General features: G+C 62.7%; 18 protein-coding genes and 1 tRNA gene. 11 read left to right on the top strand and 8 right to left on the bottom strand.

From position 1 onward, the window contains the following. From surE to LB529_RS14615, 3 genes are all read left to right on the top strand, one after another. On the top strand, positions 1-759 hold the full coding sequence (gene surE / locus LB529_RS14625) for a 5'/3'-nucleotidase SurE (RefSeq protein ID WP_224711451.1): 759 nt from the start codon (positions 1-3) through the stop codon (positions 757-759). A 31-nt stretch (positions 760-790) separates the two neighbouring features. Then, positions 791-1,444 (top strand): protein-L-isoaspartate(D-aspartate) O-methyltransferase, encoded by a 654-nt coding sequence (locus LB529_RS14620; RefSeq protein ID WP_224711450.1) that lies wholly within the window; start codon positions 791-793, stop codon positions 1,442-1,444. Positions 1,445-1,581: 137 nt separating this feature from the next. Beyond that, positions 1,582-3,111, top strand: coding sequence for a peptidoglycan DD-metalloendopeptidase family protein (locus LB529_RS14615; RefSeq protein ID WP_224711449.1), 1,530 nt, complete (start codon positions 1,582-1,584; stop codon positions 3,109-3,111). 100 nt (positions 3,112-3,211) lie between these two features. On the opposite strand, the gene LB529_RS14610 is transcribed toward LB529_RS14615, so the two are convergent. Beyond that, positions 3,212-4,084 carry an ATP-binding protein gene (locus LB529_RS14610; RefSeq protein ID WP_224711448.1) on the bottom strand — a complete coding sequence of 291 codons (873 nt, stop codon included), beginning with the start codon at positions 4,082-4,084 and terminating at the stop codon, positions 3,212-3,214. Positions 4,085-4,350: 266 nt separating this feature from the next. Between LB529_RS14610 and yajC the strand changes: the two genes are divergently transcribed. From yajC to LB529_RS14580, 6 genes are all read left to right on the top strand, one after another. Further along, on the top strand, positions 4,351-4,689 hold the full coding sequence (yajC, locus tag LB529_RS14605) for a preprotein translocase subunit YajC (RefSeq protein WP_095765024.1): 339 nt from the start codon (positions 4,351-4,353) through the stop codon (positions 4,687-4,689). A gap of 54 nt (positions 4,690-4,743) precedes the next feature. After that, entirely contained in the window at positions 4,744-7,284 is a 2,541-nt protein-coding gene (secDF, locus tag LB529_RS14600) for a protein translocase subunit SecDF (protein ID WP_224543651.1), read from the top strand. A 28-nt stretch (positions 7,285-7,312) separates the two neighbouring features. Continuing rightward, the gene (locus tag LB529_RS14595; protein ID WP_224711447.1) at positions 7,313-7,702 is read left to right on the top strand and encodes an Mth938-like domain-containing protein; all 390 of its coding nucleotides are present in this window, start codon (positions 7,313-7,315) and stop codon (positions 7,700-7,702) included. After that, on the top strand, positions 7,703-8,575 hold the full coding sequence (locus tag LB529_RS14590; RefSeq protein ID WP_411962503.1) for a phytoene/squalene synthase family protein: 873 nt from the start codon (positions 7,703-7,705) through the stop codon (positions 8,573-8,575). Positions 8,576-8,652: 77 nt separating this feature from the next. Then, on the top strand, positions 8,653-9,078 hold the full coding sequence (locus LB529_RS14585; protein WP_224711446.1) for a hypothetical protein: 426 nt from the start codon (positions 8,653-8,655) through the stop codon (positions 9,076-9,078). Beyond that, positions 9,078-10,028, top strand: a complete 951-nt coding sequence (locus LB529_RS14580) for a sterol desaturase family protein (protein WP_224711445.1) — start codon at positions 9,078-9,080, stop codon at positions 10,026-10,028. Before LB529_RS14585 ends, LB529_RS14580 begins: the two co-directional genes overlap by 1 nt. Before the next feature lie 8 nt (positions 10,029-10,036). On the opposite strand, the gene LB529_RS14575 is transcribed toward LB529_RS14580, so the two are convergent. From LB529_RS14575 to LB529_RS14555, 5 genes are all read right to left on the bottom strand, one after another. Next, the gene (locus LB529_RS14575; protein ID WP_224706740.1) at positions 10,037-10,369 is read right to left on the bottom strand and encodes a type II toxin-antitoxin system RelE/ParE family toxin; all 333 of its coding nucleotides are present in this window, start codon (positions 10,367-10,369) and stop codon (positions 10,037-10,039) included. Then, the gene (locus tag LB529_RS14570) at positions 10,341-10,643 is read right to left on the bottom strand and encodes a type II toxin-antitoxin system ParD family antitoxin (protein WP_224711444.1); all 303 of its coding nucleotides are present in this window, start codon (positions 10,641-10,643) and stop codon (positions 10,341-10,343) included. Before LB529_RS14570 ends, LB529_RS14575 begins: the two co-directional genes overlap by 29 nt. Positions 10,644-10,713: 70 nt before the next feature. Continuing rightward, positions 10,714-12,123 (bottom strand): methylenetetrahydrofolate--tRNA-(uracil(54)-C(5))-methyltransferase (FADH(2)-oxidizing) TrmFO, encoded by a 1,410-nt coding sequence (gene trmFO, locus LB529_RS14565; RefSeq protein WP_224711443.1) that lies wholly within the window; start codon positions 12,121-12,123, stop codon positions 10,714-10,716. Positions 12,124-12,529: 406 nt separating this feature from the next. Continuing rightward, positions 12,530-12,670, bottom strand: a complete 141-nt coding sequence (locus tag LB529_RS14560; protein WP_071031998.1) for a DUF1127 domain-containing protein — start codon at positions 12,668-12,670, stop codon at positions 12,530-12,532. 50 nt (positions 12,671-12,720) lie between these two features. Continuing rightward, a complete protein-coding gene (locus LB529_RS14555) occupies positions 12,721-12,861 on the bottom strand; it encodes a DUF1127 domain-containing protein (protein ID WP_095765031.1) in 141 nt (46 codons plus the stop codon). A 235-nt stretch (positions 12,862-13,096) separates the two neighbouring features. Between LB529_RS14555 and LB529_RS14550 the strand changes: the two genes are divergently transcribed. Together LB529_RS14550 and LB529_RS14545 are read left to right on the top strand one after the other, a co-directional pair. Next, complete coding sequence (locus LB529_RS14550; protein ID WP_224711442.1) at positions 13,097-14,215, top strand: DUF2157 domain-containing protein; 1,119 nt, start codon at positions 13,097-13,099, stop codon at positions 14,213-14,215. Beyond that, positions 14,212-14,793, top strand: a complete 582-nt coding sequence (locus LB529_RS14545) for a GDYXXLXY domain-containing protein (protein ID WP_224711441.1) — start codon at positions 14,212-14,214, stop codon at positions 14,791-14,793. Before LB529_RS14550 ends, LB529_RS14545 begins: the two co-directional genes overlap by 4 nt. Before the next feature lie 45 nt (positions 14,794-14,838). Here the strand turns inward: LB529_RS14545 and LB529_RS14540 are convergent, their stop codons facing one another. After that, complete coding sequence (locus LB529_RS14540) at positions 14,839-15,771, bottom strand: hypothetical protein (protein ID WP_224711440.1); 933 nt, start codon at positions 15,769-15,771, stop codon at positions 14,839-14,841. A gap of 328 nt (positions 15,772-16,099) precedes the next feature. After that, positions 16,100-16,184: transfer RNA gene (locus LB529_RS14535), tRNA-Leu, on the bottom strand. Between the last annotated feature and the right edge of the window lie 362 nt (positions 16,185-16,546).

Raw genomic sequence — 16,546 nt, 5'->3', positions numbered from 1 at the left:
ATGCGCATCCTGCTGACCAATGACGACGGCATCCATGCCGAGGGGCTGGCGTCGCTCGAGCGTATCGCCCGCACGCTGTCGGACGACGTCTGGGTGGTTGCGCCGGAGCAGGACCAGTCCGGCTACGCGCATTCGCTGTCGATCTCGGAACCGCTCAGGCTGCGCAAGATCGGCGAGAAGCACTATGCCGTGCGCGGCACGCCGACCGACTGTGTCATCATGGGCACGAAAAAAATCCTGCCTGGACCGCCGGATCTGATCCTGTCCGGCGTCAATTCCGGCGCCAACATCGCCGACGACGTCACCTATTCGGGCACCGTTGCGGGCGCCATGGAAGGCGCGCTGCTCGGCGTCCGCTCGATCGCGGTAAGCCAGGCCTATTCCTATGTCGGCGAGGATCGCGTCGTGCCTTACGAGACGACCGAGGCGCTGGCGCCGGCGTTGCTCAATAGACTGGTGGAGACGCCGCTGCCGGAAGGCGTGCTGCTCAACGTCAATTTCCCGAACTGCGCGCCGGACGAGGTGGAGGGCACCGTCGTCACCGCGCAGGGCAAGCTGGTGCACAGCCTTTGGGTCGACGAGCGGCGCGACGGGCGCGGCCTGCCTTACTACTGGCTGCGCTTCGGCCGCGAGCCCGTCGAAGGCAAGAAGGGGACGGACCTCTACGCGCTGCGCAATCGGCTGGTGTCGGTGACGCCGCTGCAGCTCGATCTCACCGCCCATGAACTCCGCGACCAACTGACCAAGGCGCTGTCATAAAATAGGGTTTTGGCATGAACACGGTTTTGGCATGAATACGGGCATCGACGACCGCGAAGGTTTTGCCGCTTTCCTGCTCAGGCTGCGGGGCAGGGGCGCGGCGCCCAAGGCGCTGGTCGCCGCCTTTGAGGCGACGCCGCGGCGTGGTTTCCTGCCGGCGCAGTTCCATGCGGTTGCGTGGTCGGACGGCATGCTGCCGATCGAATGCGGCGAGGCGATCGAGGGCGCCGATCTGCAGGCGGCGGTGATCGCCGCGCTCCACATCGAGCCGGGCAACCGCGTGCTCGAGATCGGCACCGGTTCGGGCTACACGGCCGCTGTCATGTCGAGGCTTGCGGCGCGCGTGATCACCGTCGACCGCTACAAGACGCTGGCCGAGCAGGCAAAGCAGCGCTTCGAGGCGCTCGCGATCAGCAATGTCATCGTCCGCCAGGCCGATGGCTCGAATGGCCTGCCCAATGAAGGACCGTTCGACCGTATCGTCGCCTGGGCCGCCTTCGACAGCCTGCCGCGCTTCCTGCTCGACCAGCTGTCGAGCGGCGGCATCGTCATCGCGCCGATCGGTCCGGAAGAGGGCGAGCAGGTGCTGGCCAAGCTCACCAAGGTCGGCAGCCGCTTCGAGCGCGAGGACATCGGCATGGTCAGGCTGCAGCCGATCCTGCGCAGCGTCGCGATGGTGATTTAAGGGCCTCACAGCCCCCGCCAAAATTTCCGCCAATGTTTTAAGAAAATTTTTGTCGGATTCTAATGGGTTAACCGCCCAGTAACATTAACGCGCTTTAATCGTGACCAGTTTGTACCGGGTCTGTGCGGGTTAGTGCGATGCAATTCAATCACTTGAAGGCAAACAGACGTAATCTGGCGCGCGGTTGCGCTGTCCTGATGATTGCCGGCGCGGCGGCCGGGTGCAGTTCCCAGTCGATGCGCTTCAACGGTGTCGACGACGTGTTCACGTCGTCCACCAACAATCAGCGCGCCATCATAAACAAGCAGAATGTCGACCAGCCCTATCCGGGCGACGCGGTCGCGCCGGCACCGGTCGACGGCACCCACACCCAGTCGGTGAGCCGCTCGAGCCTCGAGCCGGTCACGGCGCAGCAGCTGCCGCCGCCCTCGCAGCCTGCCGCCGCGCCGGCCAGGCCGATGCGCACAGCGTCAGCCCCGGCACTTGCTCCGGCTCCCGCACTTGCCCCCGCACCGCATGTCGACAGGACGACCACCAACACCGTCGCGCCGGCCAAGCCGTTCAAGACGGCCGAGCCCGACGCCGTGCGCAACGCCAGTGCTGCCCCGCATGCGACCGAAATCGTGGTCAGGGACGGCGAGACGCTTTCGGGCCTGGCGCAGCACTATCGCGTGCCTGCCGATGCCATCGCCAAGGTCAACGGGATCGATCCGAAGAAGGGCATTCGCAGCGGCCAGAAGATCGTCATTCCCGCCTATGCCTATTCCAGCAAGGAGCCGAAGGTCGCCGAGGGCAAGCCGGTGAATACGCCGAAGCAGCCTGCCGGCGCGCCGGAGAAGGTCGCGGTGCTGCCGCAGCAGCCGAAAATCAAGGACGGCAAGTCGGCCGCTCAGGTCGATACGTCGGCCGCGGCCAGCGGCTCGAAGGACCCCAAGCCAGCTTCACAGATGGCCGAGGCCAAGCCGGCCGGCGCCGGCGGCTCCTACACGGTGCAGCAAGGCGACTCGCTGTCGTCGATCGCCAGGAAGACCGGCGTCGGCGTCGTGGCGCTGAAGAAGGCCAACGGCATGCAGGACGGCCTGCTCAAGATCGGCCAGACGCTCAAGGTTCCGGCCGGCGGCACGGTCGCCGTTGCCGCGGCAAAGCCCGCGGCCACCAAGCCGGCGGTCGATCCGGTGACGACGGCAACGACGCCCCCGGCGGCCAAGACCACCGAGACGCTCGCCTCCTATACGCCGCCGAAGAAGGACGCCAAGGTCATCCAGCAGGCCGAGGACGACGATGCGGTGGCGCCCGACGCGACCGGCATCGGCAAGATGCGCTGGCCGGTGCGCGGCCGGGTCATCTCGGGCTTCGGCTCCGGCAAGGACGGCGTCGACATCGCGGTGCCGGAAGGAACGCCGATCAAGGCGGCCGAGAACGGCGTCGTGATCTATGCCGGCGACGGCCTCAAGGAATTCGGCAACACCGTGCTGGTGCGGCACGAGAACGGCCTGGTCACCGTTTATGGCCATGCAAGCTCGATCGAGGTGCAGCGCGGCCAGAAGGTCAAGCGCGGCCAGGAGATCGCGCTGTCCGGCATGAGTGGCACCACCGACTCGCCCAAGCTGCACTTCGAAGTGCGCAAGAACTCGGCTCCGGTCGATCCGAGCGGCTACCTCGAATAGAACAAGAACCGTTTGCGGGCCGCCTGACCTCCAGTCCGGCCCGCCGTCTTCAGCCCGCTCCGCAAGGAGCGGGCTTTTTCAGGTCTGGACCTAGCCGATCTCAATCCTTGAGCGGCTTGCCGAGCCTCCCGGCGAGGTCCTGCGTGAATTGCCAGGCGACGCGGCCGGAACGGCTGCCGCGCGTGGTTGCCCATTCCAGCGCCTCGGCGCGCAGCTGCTCGGGGTCGATCGCCAGATCGTGGTAGCGGACATAGCCGTCGATCATGTCGAGATACTCGTCCTGCGAGCATTTGTGGAAACCGAGCCACAGGCCGAAGCGGTCGGAAAGCGAGACCTTTTCCTCGACCGCTTCCGAAGGGTTGATGGCGGTGGAGCGCTCATTGTCGATCATGTCGCGCGGCAGCAGATGCCTTCGGTTGGACGTGGCGTAGAAGATGACGTTGCCGGGCCGGCCCTCGACGCCGCCTTCGAGCGCCGCCTTCAGCGACTTGTACGACGTGTCGTCGTGATCGAAGGAAAGGTCGTCGCAAAACAGGATGAAGCGCCAGGGGGCCGCCTTCAGGAGACCCATCAGCTTGGGCAGTGTGTCGATGTCCTCGCGGTGGATTTCGATCAGCTTCAGCGGCCGCTCGAGCTTGTCGGATGCGTTCACCGTGGCATGCACGGCCTTGACCAGGGACGATTTGCCCATGCCGCGCGCGCCCCACAAAAGCACGTTGTTGGCCGCATAACCGGACGCGAAACGCTCGGTGTTGTCGAGCAGGATGTCGCGCACGCGGTCGACGCCGCGGATCAGGCCGATGTCGACGCGGTTGACCTTGCGCACCGGTTCCAGGAAGCCAGGGTCTGCCTGCCACACGAAGCAGTCGGCAACACCGAGATCGGTCCGAGGAACCGGCGGCGGAGCGAGGCGAGCGACTGCCTCGATCAGGCGATCGAGTTTCTTGTTCAATGCGTCCAGGCTGTCGGTCATATCAGGTCTTTTTGTTTAGGCATTTCAGCGTGTGGGAGCAGCTTCCATGACATCGCTGCAAGAACCAGCTCCAAGCTTTTGTTGGAGCATGATCTTTTCGGTGGCCTCGAAGCCGCTTCTGCTGCGACGCTCTAGCACGCCGCAAACGGCTGGAAAAGCAACGGATCGGGCTCGCAGCGCAGTTGCATTGGCAAGTTTACCGACTATATTCCGGCCAAATTTCGCGGGGCCGCCCCGGCGGTATTTCACCATCCAGGAGTTTCTTGATGTTCGTTACACCGGCATACGCCCAGGGCGTCGGCGCCTCGCCAGACATGTTGATCTCGATTTTGCCGTTTGTCCTGATTTTCGTGATCATGTATTTTCTGATCATCCGGCCGCAGCGCGCGCAGTTGAAGAAGCGCCAGGAAATGCTGTCGGCGGTGCGCCGCGGCGACACGGTGGTGACCGGCGGCGGCTTCGTCGGCAAGGTGACCAAGGTGATCGACGACAACGAGCTGGAGATCGACCTTGGCGGCGGAACCAAGGTGACGGCGCTGCGCTCGACGATTTCGGACGTGCGCGTCAAGGGCGAGCCGGTGGCGAACCAGAACGCCAAGAAGTAATCCTAACCTCGATGGCGGAACGCTGCCGCTTGTACGCCTGAACGGATAAAACGAATGCTCTATTTCTCGCGCCTGAAGATGATCCTGATCTGGCTCGCGGTGGCCGTCACAGTGATCCTCGCCGCGCCCAATCTCTTCCCGGCAAGCATGCTGGCGCAATTGCCGAGCTGGGTGCCGAAGCGGCAGATGACGCTGGGCCTCGATCTTCAGGGCGGCTCGCACATCCTGCTGCAGATGGATCAGAACGACCTGATCAAGGATCAGCTGCAGACGACGCGTGACGAGATCAGGACACTGCTGCGCGACGCCAAGATCCAATATACCGGCCTTGGCGGAACAGGCCGAACCGTGCAGGTGCGCATCAACGATGCGAGCCAGGTCGAAGCCGCCAAGACAGCGCTGAAGCCGATAACCAATCCGGTCACCGCCGGCCTGTTTGCCGGCGGTTCCGTGCAGTCGATGGCGCTGGATGATTCCGAGCCTGGGCTGTTGAAGTTCACCGTCACGGATGCGGGCATCAAATACCGCACCACGACCGCTCTCTCGCAGGCGATCGAGGTGGTGGAGCGACGCGTGAACGCGCTTGGCACGACGGAGCCGATCGTGCAGCGGCAGGGCGACGACCGCATCCTGGTCCAGGTGCCAGGGCTCCAGAACCCGCAAAGGCTTAAGGACATTATCGGCCAGACCGCCAAGCTGACGTTCCAGATGGTCGACACGTCGGTGCCGGTCCAGGACGCGATGAAGAATCGCCCGCCGGCTGGCGACTCGGTCCTTTATTCGCAGGACGACCCTCCGGTTCCTTACCTCGTCGAGAACCGCGTTATCGTCTCGGGCGAAGACCTGTCGAATGCGACGCCGACTTATAATTCACAGACCAATGAGCCGGTGGTTTCGTTCACGTTCAATTCCCGCGGGGCGACCAGGTTCGGCCAGGCGACCCAACAGAATGTGGGCAAGCCGTTCGCCATCGTGCTCGACAACCAGGTGATTTCGGCACCGGTGATCCGCGAGCCGATCCTCGGCGGCAGCGGCCAGATCTCCGGCAATTTCACGACCGAGAGCGCCAACGACCTCGCCGTCTTGCTGCGCGCCGGCGCCCTGCCAGCCAAATTGACGATCATCGAAGAGCGTACGGTCGGCCCGGGCCTTGGTCAGGACTCCATCCACGCCGGCAAGGTGGCTGGCGTGATCGGCTCAATCCTCGTCGTCGCCTTCATGTTCGTCGCCTATGGGTTCCTCGGTTTCCTGGCCAACATCGCTCTGGCTGTGCACGTGGCAATGATCGTCGGCGCGCTGTCGCTGCTCGGCGCCACGCTGACCTTGCCCGGCATCGCCGGTATCGTGCTCACCATCGGCATGGCGGTGGACTCCAACGTTCTGATCTATGAGCGCATCCGCGAAGAGCGACGCAACGGCCGTTCGGTGATCCAGGCGATCGACACCGGCTTCTCGAAGGCGCTGGCGACGATCATCGATTCCAACGTCACCTCGCTGATCGCCACCGTGGTGCTGTTCTGGCTGGGCACAGGGCCGGTCAAGGGCTTTGCGATCACCTACGCGATCGGCATTCTGACCACGGTCTTCACCGCCTTCACCTTCACCCGCATGCTGGTGTCGATCTGGCTGCGCCGCGCCCGGCCGAAGGAACTGCCGCGCGCGCCGGTCACCTTCATTCCGCCAGGCACGAAGATCCCGTTCATGGGCATCCGCCGCTGGACCTTCGCTCTCTCCAGCACGTTGTCGATCCTGTCTGTCGTCGGGTTCCTGACTCTTGGCATCAACTACGGCATCGACTTCAAAGGCGGCTCAATAATCGAGGTGCAGTCCAAGAAGGGCGATGCCGATCTCGGCGACATCCGCAACAGGCTCTCCGAGCTCAATATCGGCGAGATCCAGGTGCAACAGTTCGGTGCGCCAAATGACGTGCTGATCCGTGTCGGCACGCAGGACGCCGGCGAGAATGCCGAGCAGACCGTGATCGACAAGGTGCGGGGCGAACTGCAGGACCAGTATGACTTCCGCCGCGTCGAGGTGGTCGGGCCGACGGTCTCAGGCGAGTTGGCCAAGCAGGGCACGATCGCCATGCTGATCGCGCTGGCGGGCATCCTGCTCTATGTCTGGTTCCGCTTCGAATGGCAGTTCGCCGTCGGCGCCATCGTGGCCACGGTGCACGATGTGGTGATGACGATCGGCTTCTTCGTCTTGACAGGGCTGGAGTTCAACCAGTCGTCGCTGGCGGCCATCCTGACCATCATCGGCTATTCGCTGAACGACACCATCGTGGTCTATGACCGCGTTCGTGAGGATCTGCGAAAATACAAGAAGATGCCGCTGCCGCAGCTCTTGAACAATGCCATCAACGAGACGCTGTCCAGAACCACGCTGACCTCCGTCACCACGTCGCTGGCGCTGTTGGCACTGGTGCTGTTCGGCGGCGAGGTGATCCGCTCCTTCACGCTGGCGATGCTGTTCGGCGTGGTGTTCGGCACCTATTCGTCGATCTTCATCGCCGCGCCGCTGCTGATCCTCTTCAAGCTGAGGCCGCAGGCCTCGGCTGAGGAGCCGGTGAACGGCAAGGCGGTGGCGACCTGACGCCGTTTCGGCATCATGTTCTAGAGCCATGGCCAAAGGCATCATCATCCGCGAGGCGCATTTCCCGGGCAAGGCGCCGATCGAGGCCTATGGCAATGGAGGCTTTCGCTTTGCCGACATGTCGCATCGCGGATCGCTGCTCGTCCTGCCGTCGGGCATCCATGGCTGGGAGCCCGCCGATCCGCTGGCGCTGAAAGCCGCGGATTTCTACAAGCTGTTCGCCGAGGCCGGCAAAGTCGAGATCCTGCTGGTCGGGATGGGCAAGGAACTGCGGCCGCTGCCGGCGGCGCTGCGCGCCGCGCTCAAGGACGCCGGGATCTCGGCGGACCCGATGTCGACGGGAGCGGCGGTGCGGACCTACAATGTGCTGCTCGCCGAAGACCGCGCCGTGGCCGCGGCGCTGATCGCCGTCGATTGAATGCCCGGCACGTCCAAGATCATCAAGAATGGCGACATCGTCATGGGTGCGGTGCGCGCCGTCGACCATGACCGGTATCTGTCGGCGCTTTACGCGCCGGCCGACAAGCGTGACGCGCTTCTCGCAATCTACGCCTTCAATGCCGAGATCGCCGGCGTGCGCGATCGCATCCATGAGCCGCTGCCGGGCGAGGTCAGGCTGCAATGGTGGCGAGACGTCATTTCGGCCGAAGGGGATGCCGAGACAGGCCACCCGACCGCCGATGCGCTGCGTGCGACGATCGCCGCCTGCCGGTTGCCGAAGGCTGCTTTCGAGAACATGCTCGAGGCGCGCATCTTCGATCTCTATGACGACCCGATGCCGTCGCGGACCGATCTCGAAGGCTATTGCGGCGAGACGGCCGCGGCGCTGATCCAGCTTGCGGCCATGGTGCTCGATCCCGCCGCGGCGCCCGGCTTTGCCGAACTGGCGGGCAGGGCCGGCTGCGCGCAGGCGATCACCGGCCTGTTGTTGCTTCTGCCGCTCCATCGTCGGCGCGGACAGTGTTTTGTGCCCGCCGACATCCTTTCGGCGGCCGGCACGACGCCGGAAGAGTTCGTCAAAGGCGAAGGCGGGGCAGCCGCCGAGCGCGCGGTTGCGGCGATGATTGCGCTGGCGCGCGAGCATCTCAACGCCTTTGAGAAAGGTGCGCCAGCGCTTCCCGTTGCGCTGCGGCCCACCTTCCTGCCGCTAGCGCTGACCCATGCCTATCTCGACAGGATGGAGAAGACGGGCAGGTCGCCGCTCAGTGCGACGGCAACGCTCTCAACCTTGCGCCGGCACTGGCTGCTCTTGCATCATGCGATGCGGGGCTGGACGCCCCCTTTGACGTAAACGTCAACCGTGCTAGGGATTCCGTCCATGTGGACTCGCGTCGAAGAAATGCGGGCCGCCGGAGGAGCCGTCTTTCCATGAGCCTGCTAGTCCTGGTCGTCCTTGTCGTGTTCGGCATCGCGCTGTCGGTCGCGGCCGTGCATTTCACCGGCGGCACGACGACCGCGACGCTTGCCGGCGCCGATCATGCGCTCGCACGCTTTGCCGAGGATTTTCCCGACGAAAGACCGGGTTCAATACGGCTGACAGCCGACAGCCATGCCGCGTTTCTTGATCTTGGCCCGCAGCGCTGCGGCATCGTCCGAAGCATAGGCGATTGTTTTCTGACGCGCATCGTCACGCCCCACGACATTCTGGCGCTGACCAGGGAAGGCAATGTGGTCTCGCTGCGGCTCAATGATTTCACCTGGAAAGGCGGGCGGTTTGCTTTTGCCGACGAAGCCGGCGCGCTGGCCGTGGCGGCGGCATTGCAAAGCCATGATCGGATCCGGGAGGCGGCGTGATGGACGAGTATAATTTCCCGCAGGTCACCCAGCTTGCGATCCCGTTCTTCGTCGCCGCGATCCTGATCGAGCTCTGGCTGGTGCGCACCGGCCGCGCCAGGGGATCGTTCGAAACGCGCGACACGCTGACCAGCCTGATGATGGGGACCGGCAATGTCGTCGCAGGCTTGCTGCTCGGCGTCGTGTCCTATTGGGCGCTGCTGTGGCTCTGGCAATTCCGCTTCTTCAATCTCGGCCTGTCGATCTGGGTGTTTGTCGCCGCCTTCCTGCTCGATGATTTGCGCTACTACCTGTACCACCGCATCGCGCACCGGGTGCGATGGGTGTGGGCCGAGCACGTTAACCATCATTCCAGCCAGCACTACAATCTCTCGACGGCGCTGAGACAAAGCTGGACAGGGCTGTTCACCTTCACCTTCATCCTGCAGGCGCCTCTGGTGCTGCTCGGCTTCCATCCTGCGGTGATAGCCTTCGTCTTCGGCTTCAACCTGGTCTGGCAGTTCTGGATCCACACCGAGACGATCGGCAAGATGTGGGGCTGGTTCGAATTCATCTTCAACACGCCTTCGCACCACCGCGTCCACCACGCCACCAATCCGCGCTATCTCGACGCCAATTATGCCGGCACGCTGATCGTCTGGGATCGCATGTTCGGCACCTTCGTCGAGGAATTGGAGGAGGACCGGCCGCGCTACGGCATCGTCAAGAACATCGGCACCTTCAATCCGCTGAAGGTGGCCTTCCACGAATGGACCGGCATGTTCAAGGATGCGCTGGCGCCGGGCCTGACGCCTGGTCAGCGTGTCAACTATCTCATCCAGCCGCCAGGCTGGAGCCATGACGGTTCGCGCGATACGTCGCAGACGCTGAAGGCGGCTTATGTGCGGAGGAATCCGGGAGAGGCGGGCAAGCCGGGCTTGCCGAGGGCAGGCGCGGAGCCGGCGGAGTAATCAACGCCTTAGGATTGATCGCCAGAACCACCGTCGCGCATCAATGTCTCGTAGTCGCGGCCGCCGTAGAAGATGTTGAGTATGAGAACGACATCGCTTTCGACAACATAGGTGATGACCGCGGAATGTTCGAAAGGGACGGTTCGTAGCCCGGGTGCGATGTCATCGCGCGAGCGGCCGCCGCGAGGTGCGTTGCCGATGCTTCGGCAGCGCTCTCTAACCCGATCCATGAAGCCATTGGCGACGTTTTCGCTGCCGCCCTTCTCAAGGATGTAGCTGCCAATCGCTTCGAGATCGGAGATCGCGTTTTCGCTAAGAACGACGACGAGGCGCTGGATCATCACGGCCTTGCGCCAGCTGTGAAATTCGGTTCTTCACCCGGTCGATTGCTTCATCGAGCGGGACGGCGGGTCTCTTGTCCTCGATCGAAGTCTTTACGCGCGCACGGATCGATGCCATGCGCTCGGCATGCTCTTGCTCCTCGCGCTGGAAGGCGCGGAGCGCGGCGCGGATGACTTCGCTAGCGGAGCCGAAGGAGCCGTCCTCGACTTTTTCGCGGATCATACGTGCCATGGCTGGCGTGACGGTGATGGACATTTTCTCAGCGGATTCCATGGCATTGCTCCACGCATAAAGTGGGATAGTATCCTACTTTATATGGGCCGTCCAACCCGCACCGAAAACCCTACTCCGCCGCTTCCGCCCGCGCCGGCAGCCCCAGCCACACCCTGCAATCGGCCAAAGCGCGCGAGGTGATGGCGTGGCGCTTGGCGACGGTCTTGTCCTTGCCGCGAAGGCGCTTGCCTTCGGCCTTCGGCGCTTCCACCGGCGGAAACAGGCCGAAATTGACGTTCATCGGCTGGAAGGAGCGCTTGCCGGGCTCGTCATCCGAGACGATATGACCGCCGGTGATGTGGTTGAGCAGTGCACCGAAGGCGGTGGTCGAGGGCGGCAGCGATAGCGCCTGGCCGAGGCGTTCGGCGGCGGCGAAGCGGCCGGCGAGCAGGCCGATGGCGGCGCTTTCGACATAGCCTTCGCAGCCGGTGATCTGGCCGGCAAAGCGCAGGCCGGGGCGCGATTTCAGCTGCAGCGTAGGATCGAGCAGCGTCGGCGAGTTGATGTAGGTGTTGCGGTGCAGGCCGCCGAGACGCGCAAAATCCGCGTTTTCAAGCCCGGGGATGGTGCGGAAGATGCGCACCTGCTCGGCATGCTTCAGCTTGGTCTGGAAGCCGACCATGTTGTAGAGCGTGCCCAGCGCATTGTCCTGCCGGAGCTGCACCACCGCATAGGCCTTGACCGTCGGATTGTGGACGTTGGTCAGCCCCATCGGCTTCATCGGCCCGTAGCGCAGGGTCTCGACACCGCGCTCGGCCATCACCTCGATCGGCAGGCAGCCGTCAAAATAGGGCGTGCCTTCCCATTGCTTGAACTCGGTCTTTTGGCCGTCGAGCAGCGCCTGGACAAAGGACAGATACTGCTCCTTGTCCATCGGGCAGTTGATATAGTCCTTGCCGGTGCCGCCGGGACCGATCTTGTCGTAGCGCGACTGGAACCAGGCTGTGTTCATGTCGATCGTGTCGAAATGCACGATCGGCGCGATGGCGTCGAAGAAGGCGAGCGCATCGGCGCCGGTAGCTTCGGCGATCGACTGCGCCAGCGAAGGCGCCGTCAGCGGGCCGGTGGCGATGATTGCCTGGTCCCAATCAGTTGGCGGCAGCCCCGGCACTTCCTCGCGCTGGATGGTGATCAGCGGATGCGCCTCGATCCTCGCGGTGACTGCGTCGGAAAAGCCGTCACGGTCGACCGCCAGCGCGCCGCCGGCCGGCACCTGGTTGGCATCGCCGGCACTCATGACCAGCGAGCCGGCCAGCCGCATTTCGGCGTGCAGCAGGCCGACGGCGTTGTTTTCGGCATCGTCGGAGCGGAAGGAGTTGGAGCAGACCAACTCGGCCAGGCCGTCGGTCTTGTGCGCGTCGGTGCCGCGTACCGGGCGCATTTCATGCAGCACGACCGGAACGCCGGCTTGCGCAATTTGCCATGCGGCTTCGGAGCCGGCGAGGCCGCCGCCGATGACGTGTACGGGATTTTTGCTCATGAGCGCCGGAATAATAGCTTGGGGAGGCGATTGCAATTGCCAGCTGACAACGCACGAGGCCGGTGCCTGCGCCAGAAACAACAACACCCGCCGGGGGAGGAGGTCCGGCGGGTGTCGTTTTGGGGGTCGATCCTCGGGAGGAGGTGAAGATCGACCTTCATTCGTCATTGCCGGGGAGGAGGTCGGCTTTGACGAAATTCCTTATCGCCCTTGAGGACGAAAATTCTTTTCGCCTTTGAGAAGGGGCGAAGCCTTCGAAGACGAACTGCGTTCGCTTCGGGAACAACGCCCGCCGGGGGAGGAGGTCCGGCGGGCGCCGTTTTGGTGGTCAACCCTCGGGAGGAGGTGAGGGTTGGCCGTATCCGTCAGGGTCGGGGAGGAGGTCGACCCTGGCGAAATGCCCTGCTTAGATCGCCTTGCGGGCGACCATCTTGATCTCGTCGCGAACGATGCCGAGATCGTGGAGCTGGCGGTTCGAAAGCCGACCCAGCTCAGCAACGGTGTCGCGATAGACGCGCCAGTTACGATAGCTGCGGATCAGGTTCATTGTCTTAACTCTCTTCAAAACTGGTTCGGACCATTTGCGGTCCGAGCGGATTAGACCGCCTTGCGGGCGACGTAGTGAATGTCGCTGCGGCTGATGCCGAGGTCGGTCAGTTCACGGTTCGACAGGCGGTTCAGCTCGGAGACGGTGTCCCGGTAGCGGCGCCAGTTGCGGTAGTTGCGGATCAGGTTCATGGTAGTTCTCGTTTCGTCTTTAACTTCGGATCATTCCGTTTGTGTACGAACAGAAAATAGGTGGGATCATATCGGTTTAAAAGTGCCGTTGGCGCATGGCAGCAATGCAAATTGTGCAATGCAACATTAACGGCCGTTCACGCCTGCGTCGCAAAGAAGGCCGAATCGGAAAGTGCCGCCGCGTCAACGGTTTGGCTGCCCCGGTTGAGGAAATGACCAGGCTTTGGGGGAAAGCATGGCGAGCTATACGACACGGCTAAGGGCGGATATCGCCCGCTGGCGGGAGAGAGGGCTGATCGATCCCGCCACGGCGGAGACATTGACGCGCGACGTCGCTGCCAACGAGCGCGCGTCGCTGAGTTTCGGCTCGATCCTGGCAATGATGGCGGCGCTTCTGTTCGGTGCAGCGATCCTGATTTTCGTCGCCGCCAACTGGGAGGCCATTCCGCGTGTCGTTCGTGTGGCGGCGCTTTTCGCCGTCATCCTGGCCGGCTATGTCGGCGGCGCGGTGCTGAAGACGCGCGACCATGCCGCGATCGGCGAGGCGCTGTGGATCATTGCAGCCGCCGCCTTCGGCGGATCGATCGCGCTGATCGGCCAGATGTACCATCTTTCTGGCGACGAGGCCTCGGCGCTGGTGACATGGTGCGTCGGCACCGCGCTGGCGGCAGTAGCGCTGCGTTCGAACCCGCTGACGGTGGCTGCGGTCGGCATTGCCGATGCCTGGCTGGTCCTCAAGGGGTTCGGCTTCTACTGGCGCGCGGAAATTCCTCATCTCTTCATCGTCATGGCGATCATCCTGTTCGCCGTTTCGTTCTGGACGCGCAGCCGGGCAGCGCGCCACCTCATCATTCTGTCTGTCATTCTCTATCTGGTTCTGCTGGCGACGGATCACGACACGCTGCCGGTGGCCGTGTCGCTGGCCATTGCGTCAATGCTGCTCTTTGCGGCCGCGGTCTTTGCCGGCGATCCAATCGACAGGATCCTGCAACTCGGCGGCCGGCTGTCCTTGCACGCTTTGCTCGGCTTCCTCACCGGCATGGCGATGATCCAGTTCGAGCTGGCGGATGAAAGCACCTACAATAGTGGTTTCGCCCTCGCCTCGATCGTAGCGCTTGCCGGCATCGTGGCGGCGATCATGTTGGTCGGCCGCGAGAGCAGGGGCCTGCGCCGGCTGGCCTATGCCGGCTTCGCCTTCGAACTCGCAATTATCTATAGCGTCACCTTGCTTTCGATGCTGGATACGGCCGGCTTCTTCCTGGCGGCTGCCGTGCTGCTCGGCGTACTGGCGCTGATTATCATCCGTATCGAGAAGCGCATGAGAGCGCCCGCCGAGACAGGAGCAGCAGCATGACCGGCAAGAAGCTCATCATCTCGGCGTTGGTGCTGGCGCTCTTCCAGATCGGCTTTCTCAGCTGGATCATAGCCGGCCGGGCCGCGATCCTGCGCAACGGCAAGGAAGTCCTCTTGAAAATCCAACCCGTCGATCCGCGCGACCTCCTGCGCGGCGACTATATCTCCCTCAACAACAACATTTCGCGCATCCCGGTGAAGCTGATCGTCAACCTTCCGCAAGGCAAGTTCTCCAGCGACGACACAGCGATCGTGGTCCGGTTGAAGAAGGGCTCCGACGGCTATTGGCAGCCGACCGCGGCGTGGTTCGGCAAAGCGCCGGCCCCAGCAGGCGTGGACGAAGCAGACATTGCCGGCCATGTCGGGGAAGGCTGGGGCCTCAGCGATCCGGAAGCAACAATCGCACCCGACTACGGGATCGACCGCTTCTATCTGCCGGAAGGCGAAGGAATGGCGATCCAGGACGACATGCGCGTGCGGCCGTTCGGCATCAAGCTCGCGCTCGCCTCCGACGGCACGGCACAGATCAAGGCGCTGATGGACGGCGACAAGACGCTGTTCGAGGAGCCGCTTTATTGAGCGTATAGAGGCTTGACGTCTGTGTCCGCGCTACGCTGGTCCCGCTTATCGCTGGACACTCCCTGTCTCTGCGATAATTTTGGGATAGGGGCCGATCGAAATCGTGTAGCTAAAGTTTGCCACGCCTTTTTCCTGCTTGTGTATCGAGGGACTGCGCACAACCCAGTCGTAGACGCCCGAGACCATGCAGCGATCGTTGGTGCAGTTGACCACGATGCTGTCCTTGCGGACGCTATATCCGCGTTCAGGCCACCGCCGGTAATAGTTCCTCTTGTCCTGAACGATCGACCTCAAGTTCGTCAGCTTGCCATAATAATCGACCTTGGGAGCGTAGGATGCCTGAACTTGGGCAAGAGCGAAATCGTCGTTGTCGCCATGATGCTCCATGAGATCCCTGACGAAGGCGACCGCAATGCTTTCCGGCAGTTGCCTGGCGTCGGGTGCAGGAGCGGACACGGGCGCAGGATTTGGCCTCGTTAACATCTGTGAAATATCTGCCGGCGATTGGTTCGCTGCGGTATTGGTCACATGCAAGTCAGCCATTTCGCTGGCCGATAGATATCTTATGTCATGCTTGCCATAGCTCGAAGCCAATTCTATCAGCTTGGGGTCCACTCCCATCTCGACCACATAAGACGTGATTGCTGCCGTTCCGAGCTGGACGCGGGCCTTCGCTTCTTCGGTGGACATCCCGTCAGCCGGTTTGAGAAACGCCCGGTGAATGCCGATGGAACTTGGTTCGGCAACACGGTGGATGCCACCCAGGAAGGCCAGTGAGCAGGCTGAAGCGCACTGCAATTGGCCAACCTGAAGCGTATCCAACCCTGCTGCGCGGATCATACGCCCCAAACGAATAGCACCGCCGACATTGCCACCAGGGGAGTTGAATACAATCACCTTGGCCCCGCTGCTCGCAACCGCGCGGCTGAAGCCGTTCAAGGACTCATTGGCGCTAAACTCACCGGAGACAATGAGCATTGGCCGCTGACCCGGAAGAGAAGCCGGAGTGTACTCCAAAGCCTCAACCTGAGACGCCGCCGCGAGAGCTGATCCAAGCCCCAGAACCAGAGAAGTTACACGCACAATCTGACAGAGCCCCGACCCGCCTATTGCAAGTAAGAACCTGTTAAAGGGCTATTTCAAGTACATCGGATGCGCAAAGCGGGATGGTCTCCGAGAGCGTGAGGGCCTTGCTTGCGCCGCCAGGAGATAGCTGCGGTCCTCCTTCGCCAAGACTTCGGAAACACCTTCGGCTCTTCGAGCCTCAGGTGGTGGTCCTGCCGTCCGAAGCTCAAAGAGCGAAGGATGGTGCGGATGAAGGGACTCGAACCCCCACGCCTTTCGGCACTGGAACCTAAATCCAGGGCGTCTACCAATTCCGCCACATCCGCTTTCCCCGGCAATCCCATGTAGCCATCATTCTGTCAATGTCGAGGCTCAAGTCATGCTTATCCGGCTAAAGCGCGTCATGTCGAAACGGCTCGGGTGACGCGCTTCAGGCCTTAGTCTTGATGCATGCCGTTCTCCCAAAACCGCTGCGCACTTTTGGGCGGCATGCATTGGAGCGAAGATAGTTGAAAATTAGCCTAGCCTGTGACAAAAGGCGTGTCGAATGTGACGGAAAGTGAGTTTCCGCTTCTGCAAGATGTGAAAAGTCGTAGGAAAGACAAAGACTTATTCGCATCCGGCAAGGCGCAGTTCAGGAGAATTTGAGCCGCATTCGCGGTCAAATCGCCAGGTTCCGTCCCAAAAG

Source organism: Mesorhizobium sp. CA5 (genome assembly GCF_020165105.1).
Lineage (GTDB): Bacteria > Pseudomonadota > Alphaproteobacteria > Rhizobiales > Rhizobiaceae > Mesorhizobium.
The sequence above is the reverse complement of the archived record's forward strand: the minus strand, read 5'-3'. Positions and strand labels throughout refer to the sequence as shown.

What these genes read in the sequence shown, in the direction of transcription:
- surE (WP_224711451.1), top strand. Translation starts at nt 1, where the DNA reads ATGCGCATCCTGCTGACCAATGACGACGGCATCCATGCCGAGGGGCTG.
- LB529_RS14620 (WP_224711450.1), top strand. Translation starts at nt 791, where the DNA reads ATGAATACGGGCATCGACGACCGCGAAGGTTTTGCCGCTTTCCTGCTC.
- LB529_RS14615 (WP_224711449.1), top strand. Translation starts at nt 1,582, where the DNA reads ATGCAATTCAATCACTTGAAGGCAAACAGACGTAATCTGGCGCGCGGT.
- LB529_RS14610 (WP_224711448.1), bottom strand. Translation starts at nt 4,084, where the DNA reads ATGACCGACAGCCTGGACGCATTGAACAAGAAACTCGATCGCCTGATC.
- yajC (WP_095765024.1), top strand. Translation starts at nt 4,351, where the DNA reads ATGTTCGTTACACCGGCATACGCCCAGGGCGTCGGCGCCTCGCCAGAC.
- secDF (WP_224543651.1), top strand. Translation starts at nt 4,744, where the DNA reads ATGCTCTATTTCTCGCGCCTGAAGATGATCCTGATCTGGCTCGCGGTG.
- LB529_RS14595 (WP_224711447.1), top strand. Translation starts at nt 7,313, where the DNA reads ATGGCCAAAGGCATCATCATCCGCGAGGCGCATTTCCCGGGCAAGGCG.
- LB529_RS14590 (WP_411962503.1), top strand. Translation starts at nt 7,703, where the DNA reads ATGCCCGGCACGTCCAAGATCATCAAGAATGGCGACATCGTCATGGGT.
- LB529_RS14585 (WP_224711446.1), top strand. Translation starts at nt 8,653, where the DNA reads ATGAGCCTGCTAGTCCTGGTCGTCCTTGTCGTGTTCGGCATCGCGCTG.
- LB529_RS14580 (WP_224711445.1), top strand. Translation starts at nt 9,078, where the DNA reads ATGGACGAGTATAATTTCCCGCAGGTCACCCAGCTTGCGATCCCGTTC.
- LB529_RS14575 (WP_224706740.1), bottom strand. Translation starts at nt 10,369, where the DNA reads ATGATCCAGCGCCTCGTCGTCGTTCTTAGCGAAAACGCGATCTCCGAT.
- LB529_RS14570 (WP_224711444.1), bottom strand. Translation starts at nt 10,643, where the DNA reads ATGGAATCCGCTGAGAAAATGTCCATCACCGTCACGCCAGCCATGGCA.
- trmFO (WP_224711443.1), bottom strand. Translation starts at nt 12,123, where the DNA reads ATGAGCAAAAATCCCGTACACGTCATCGGCGGCGGCCTCGCCGGCTCC.
- LB529_RS14560 (WP_071031998.1), bottom strand. Translation starts at nt 12,670, where the DNA reads ATGAACCTGATCCGCAGCTATCGTAACTGGCGCGTCTATCGCGACACC.
- LB529_RS14555 (WP_095765031.1), bottom strand. Translation starts at nt 12,861, where the DNA reads ATGAACCTGATCCGCAACTACCGCAACTGGCGCCGCTACCGGGACACC.
- LB529_RS14550 (WP_224711442.1), top strand. Translation starts at nt 13,097, where the DNA reads ATGGCGAGCTATACGACACGGCTAAGGGCGGATATCGCCCGCTGGCGG.
- LB529_RS14545 (WP_224711441.1), top strand. Translation starts at nt 14,212, where the DNA reads ATGACCGGCAAGAAGCTCATCATCTCGGCGTTGGTGCTGGCGCTCTTC.
- LB529_RS14540 (WP_224711440.1), bottom strand. Translation starts at nt 15,771, where the DNA reads ATGCTCATTGTCTCCGGTGAGTTTAGCGCCAATGAGTCCTTGAACGGC.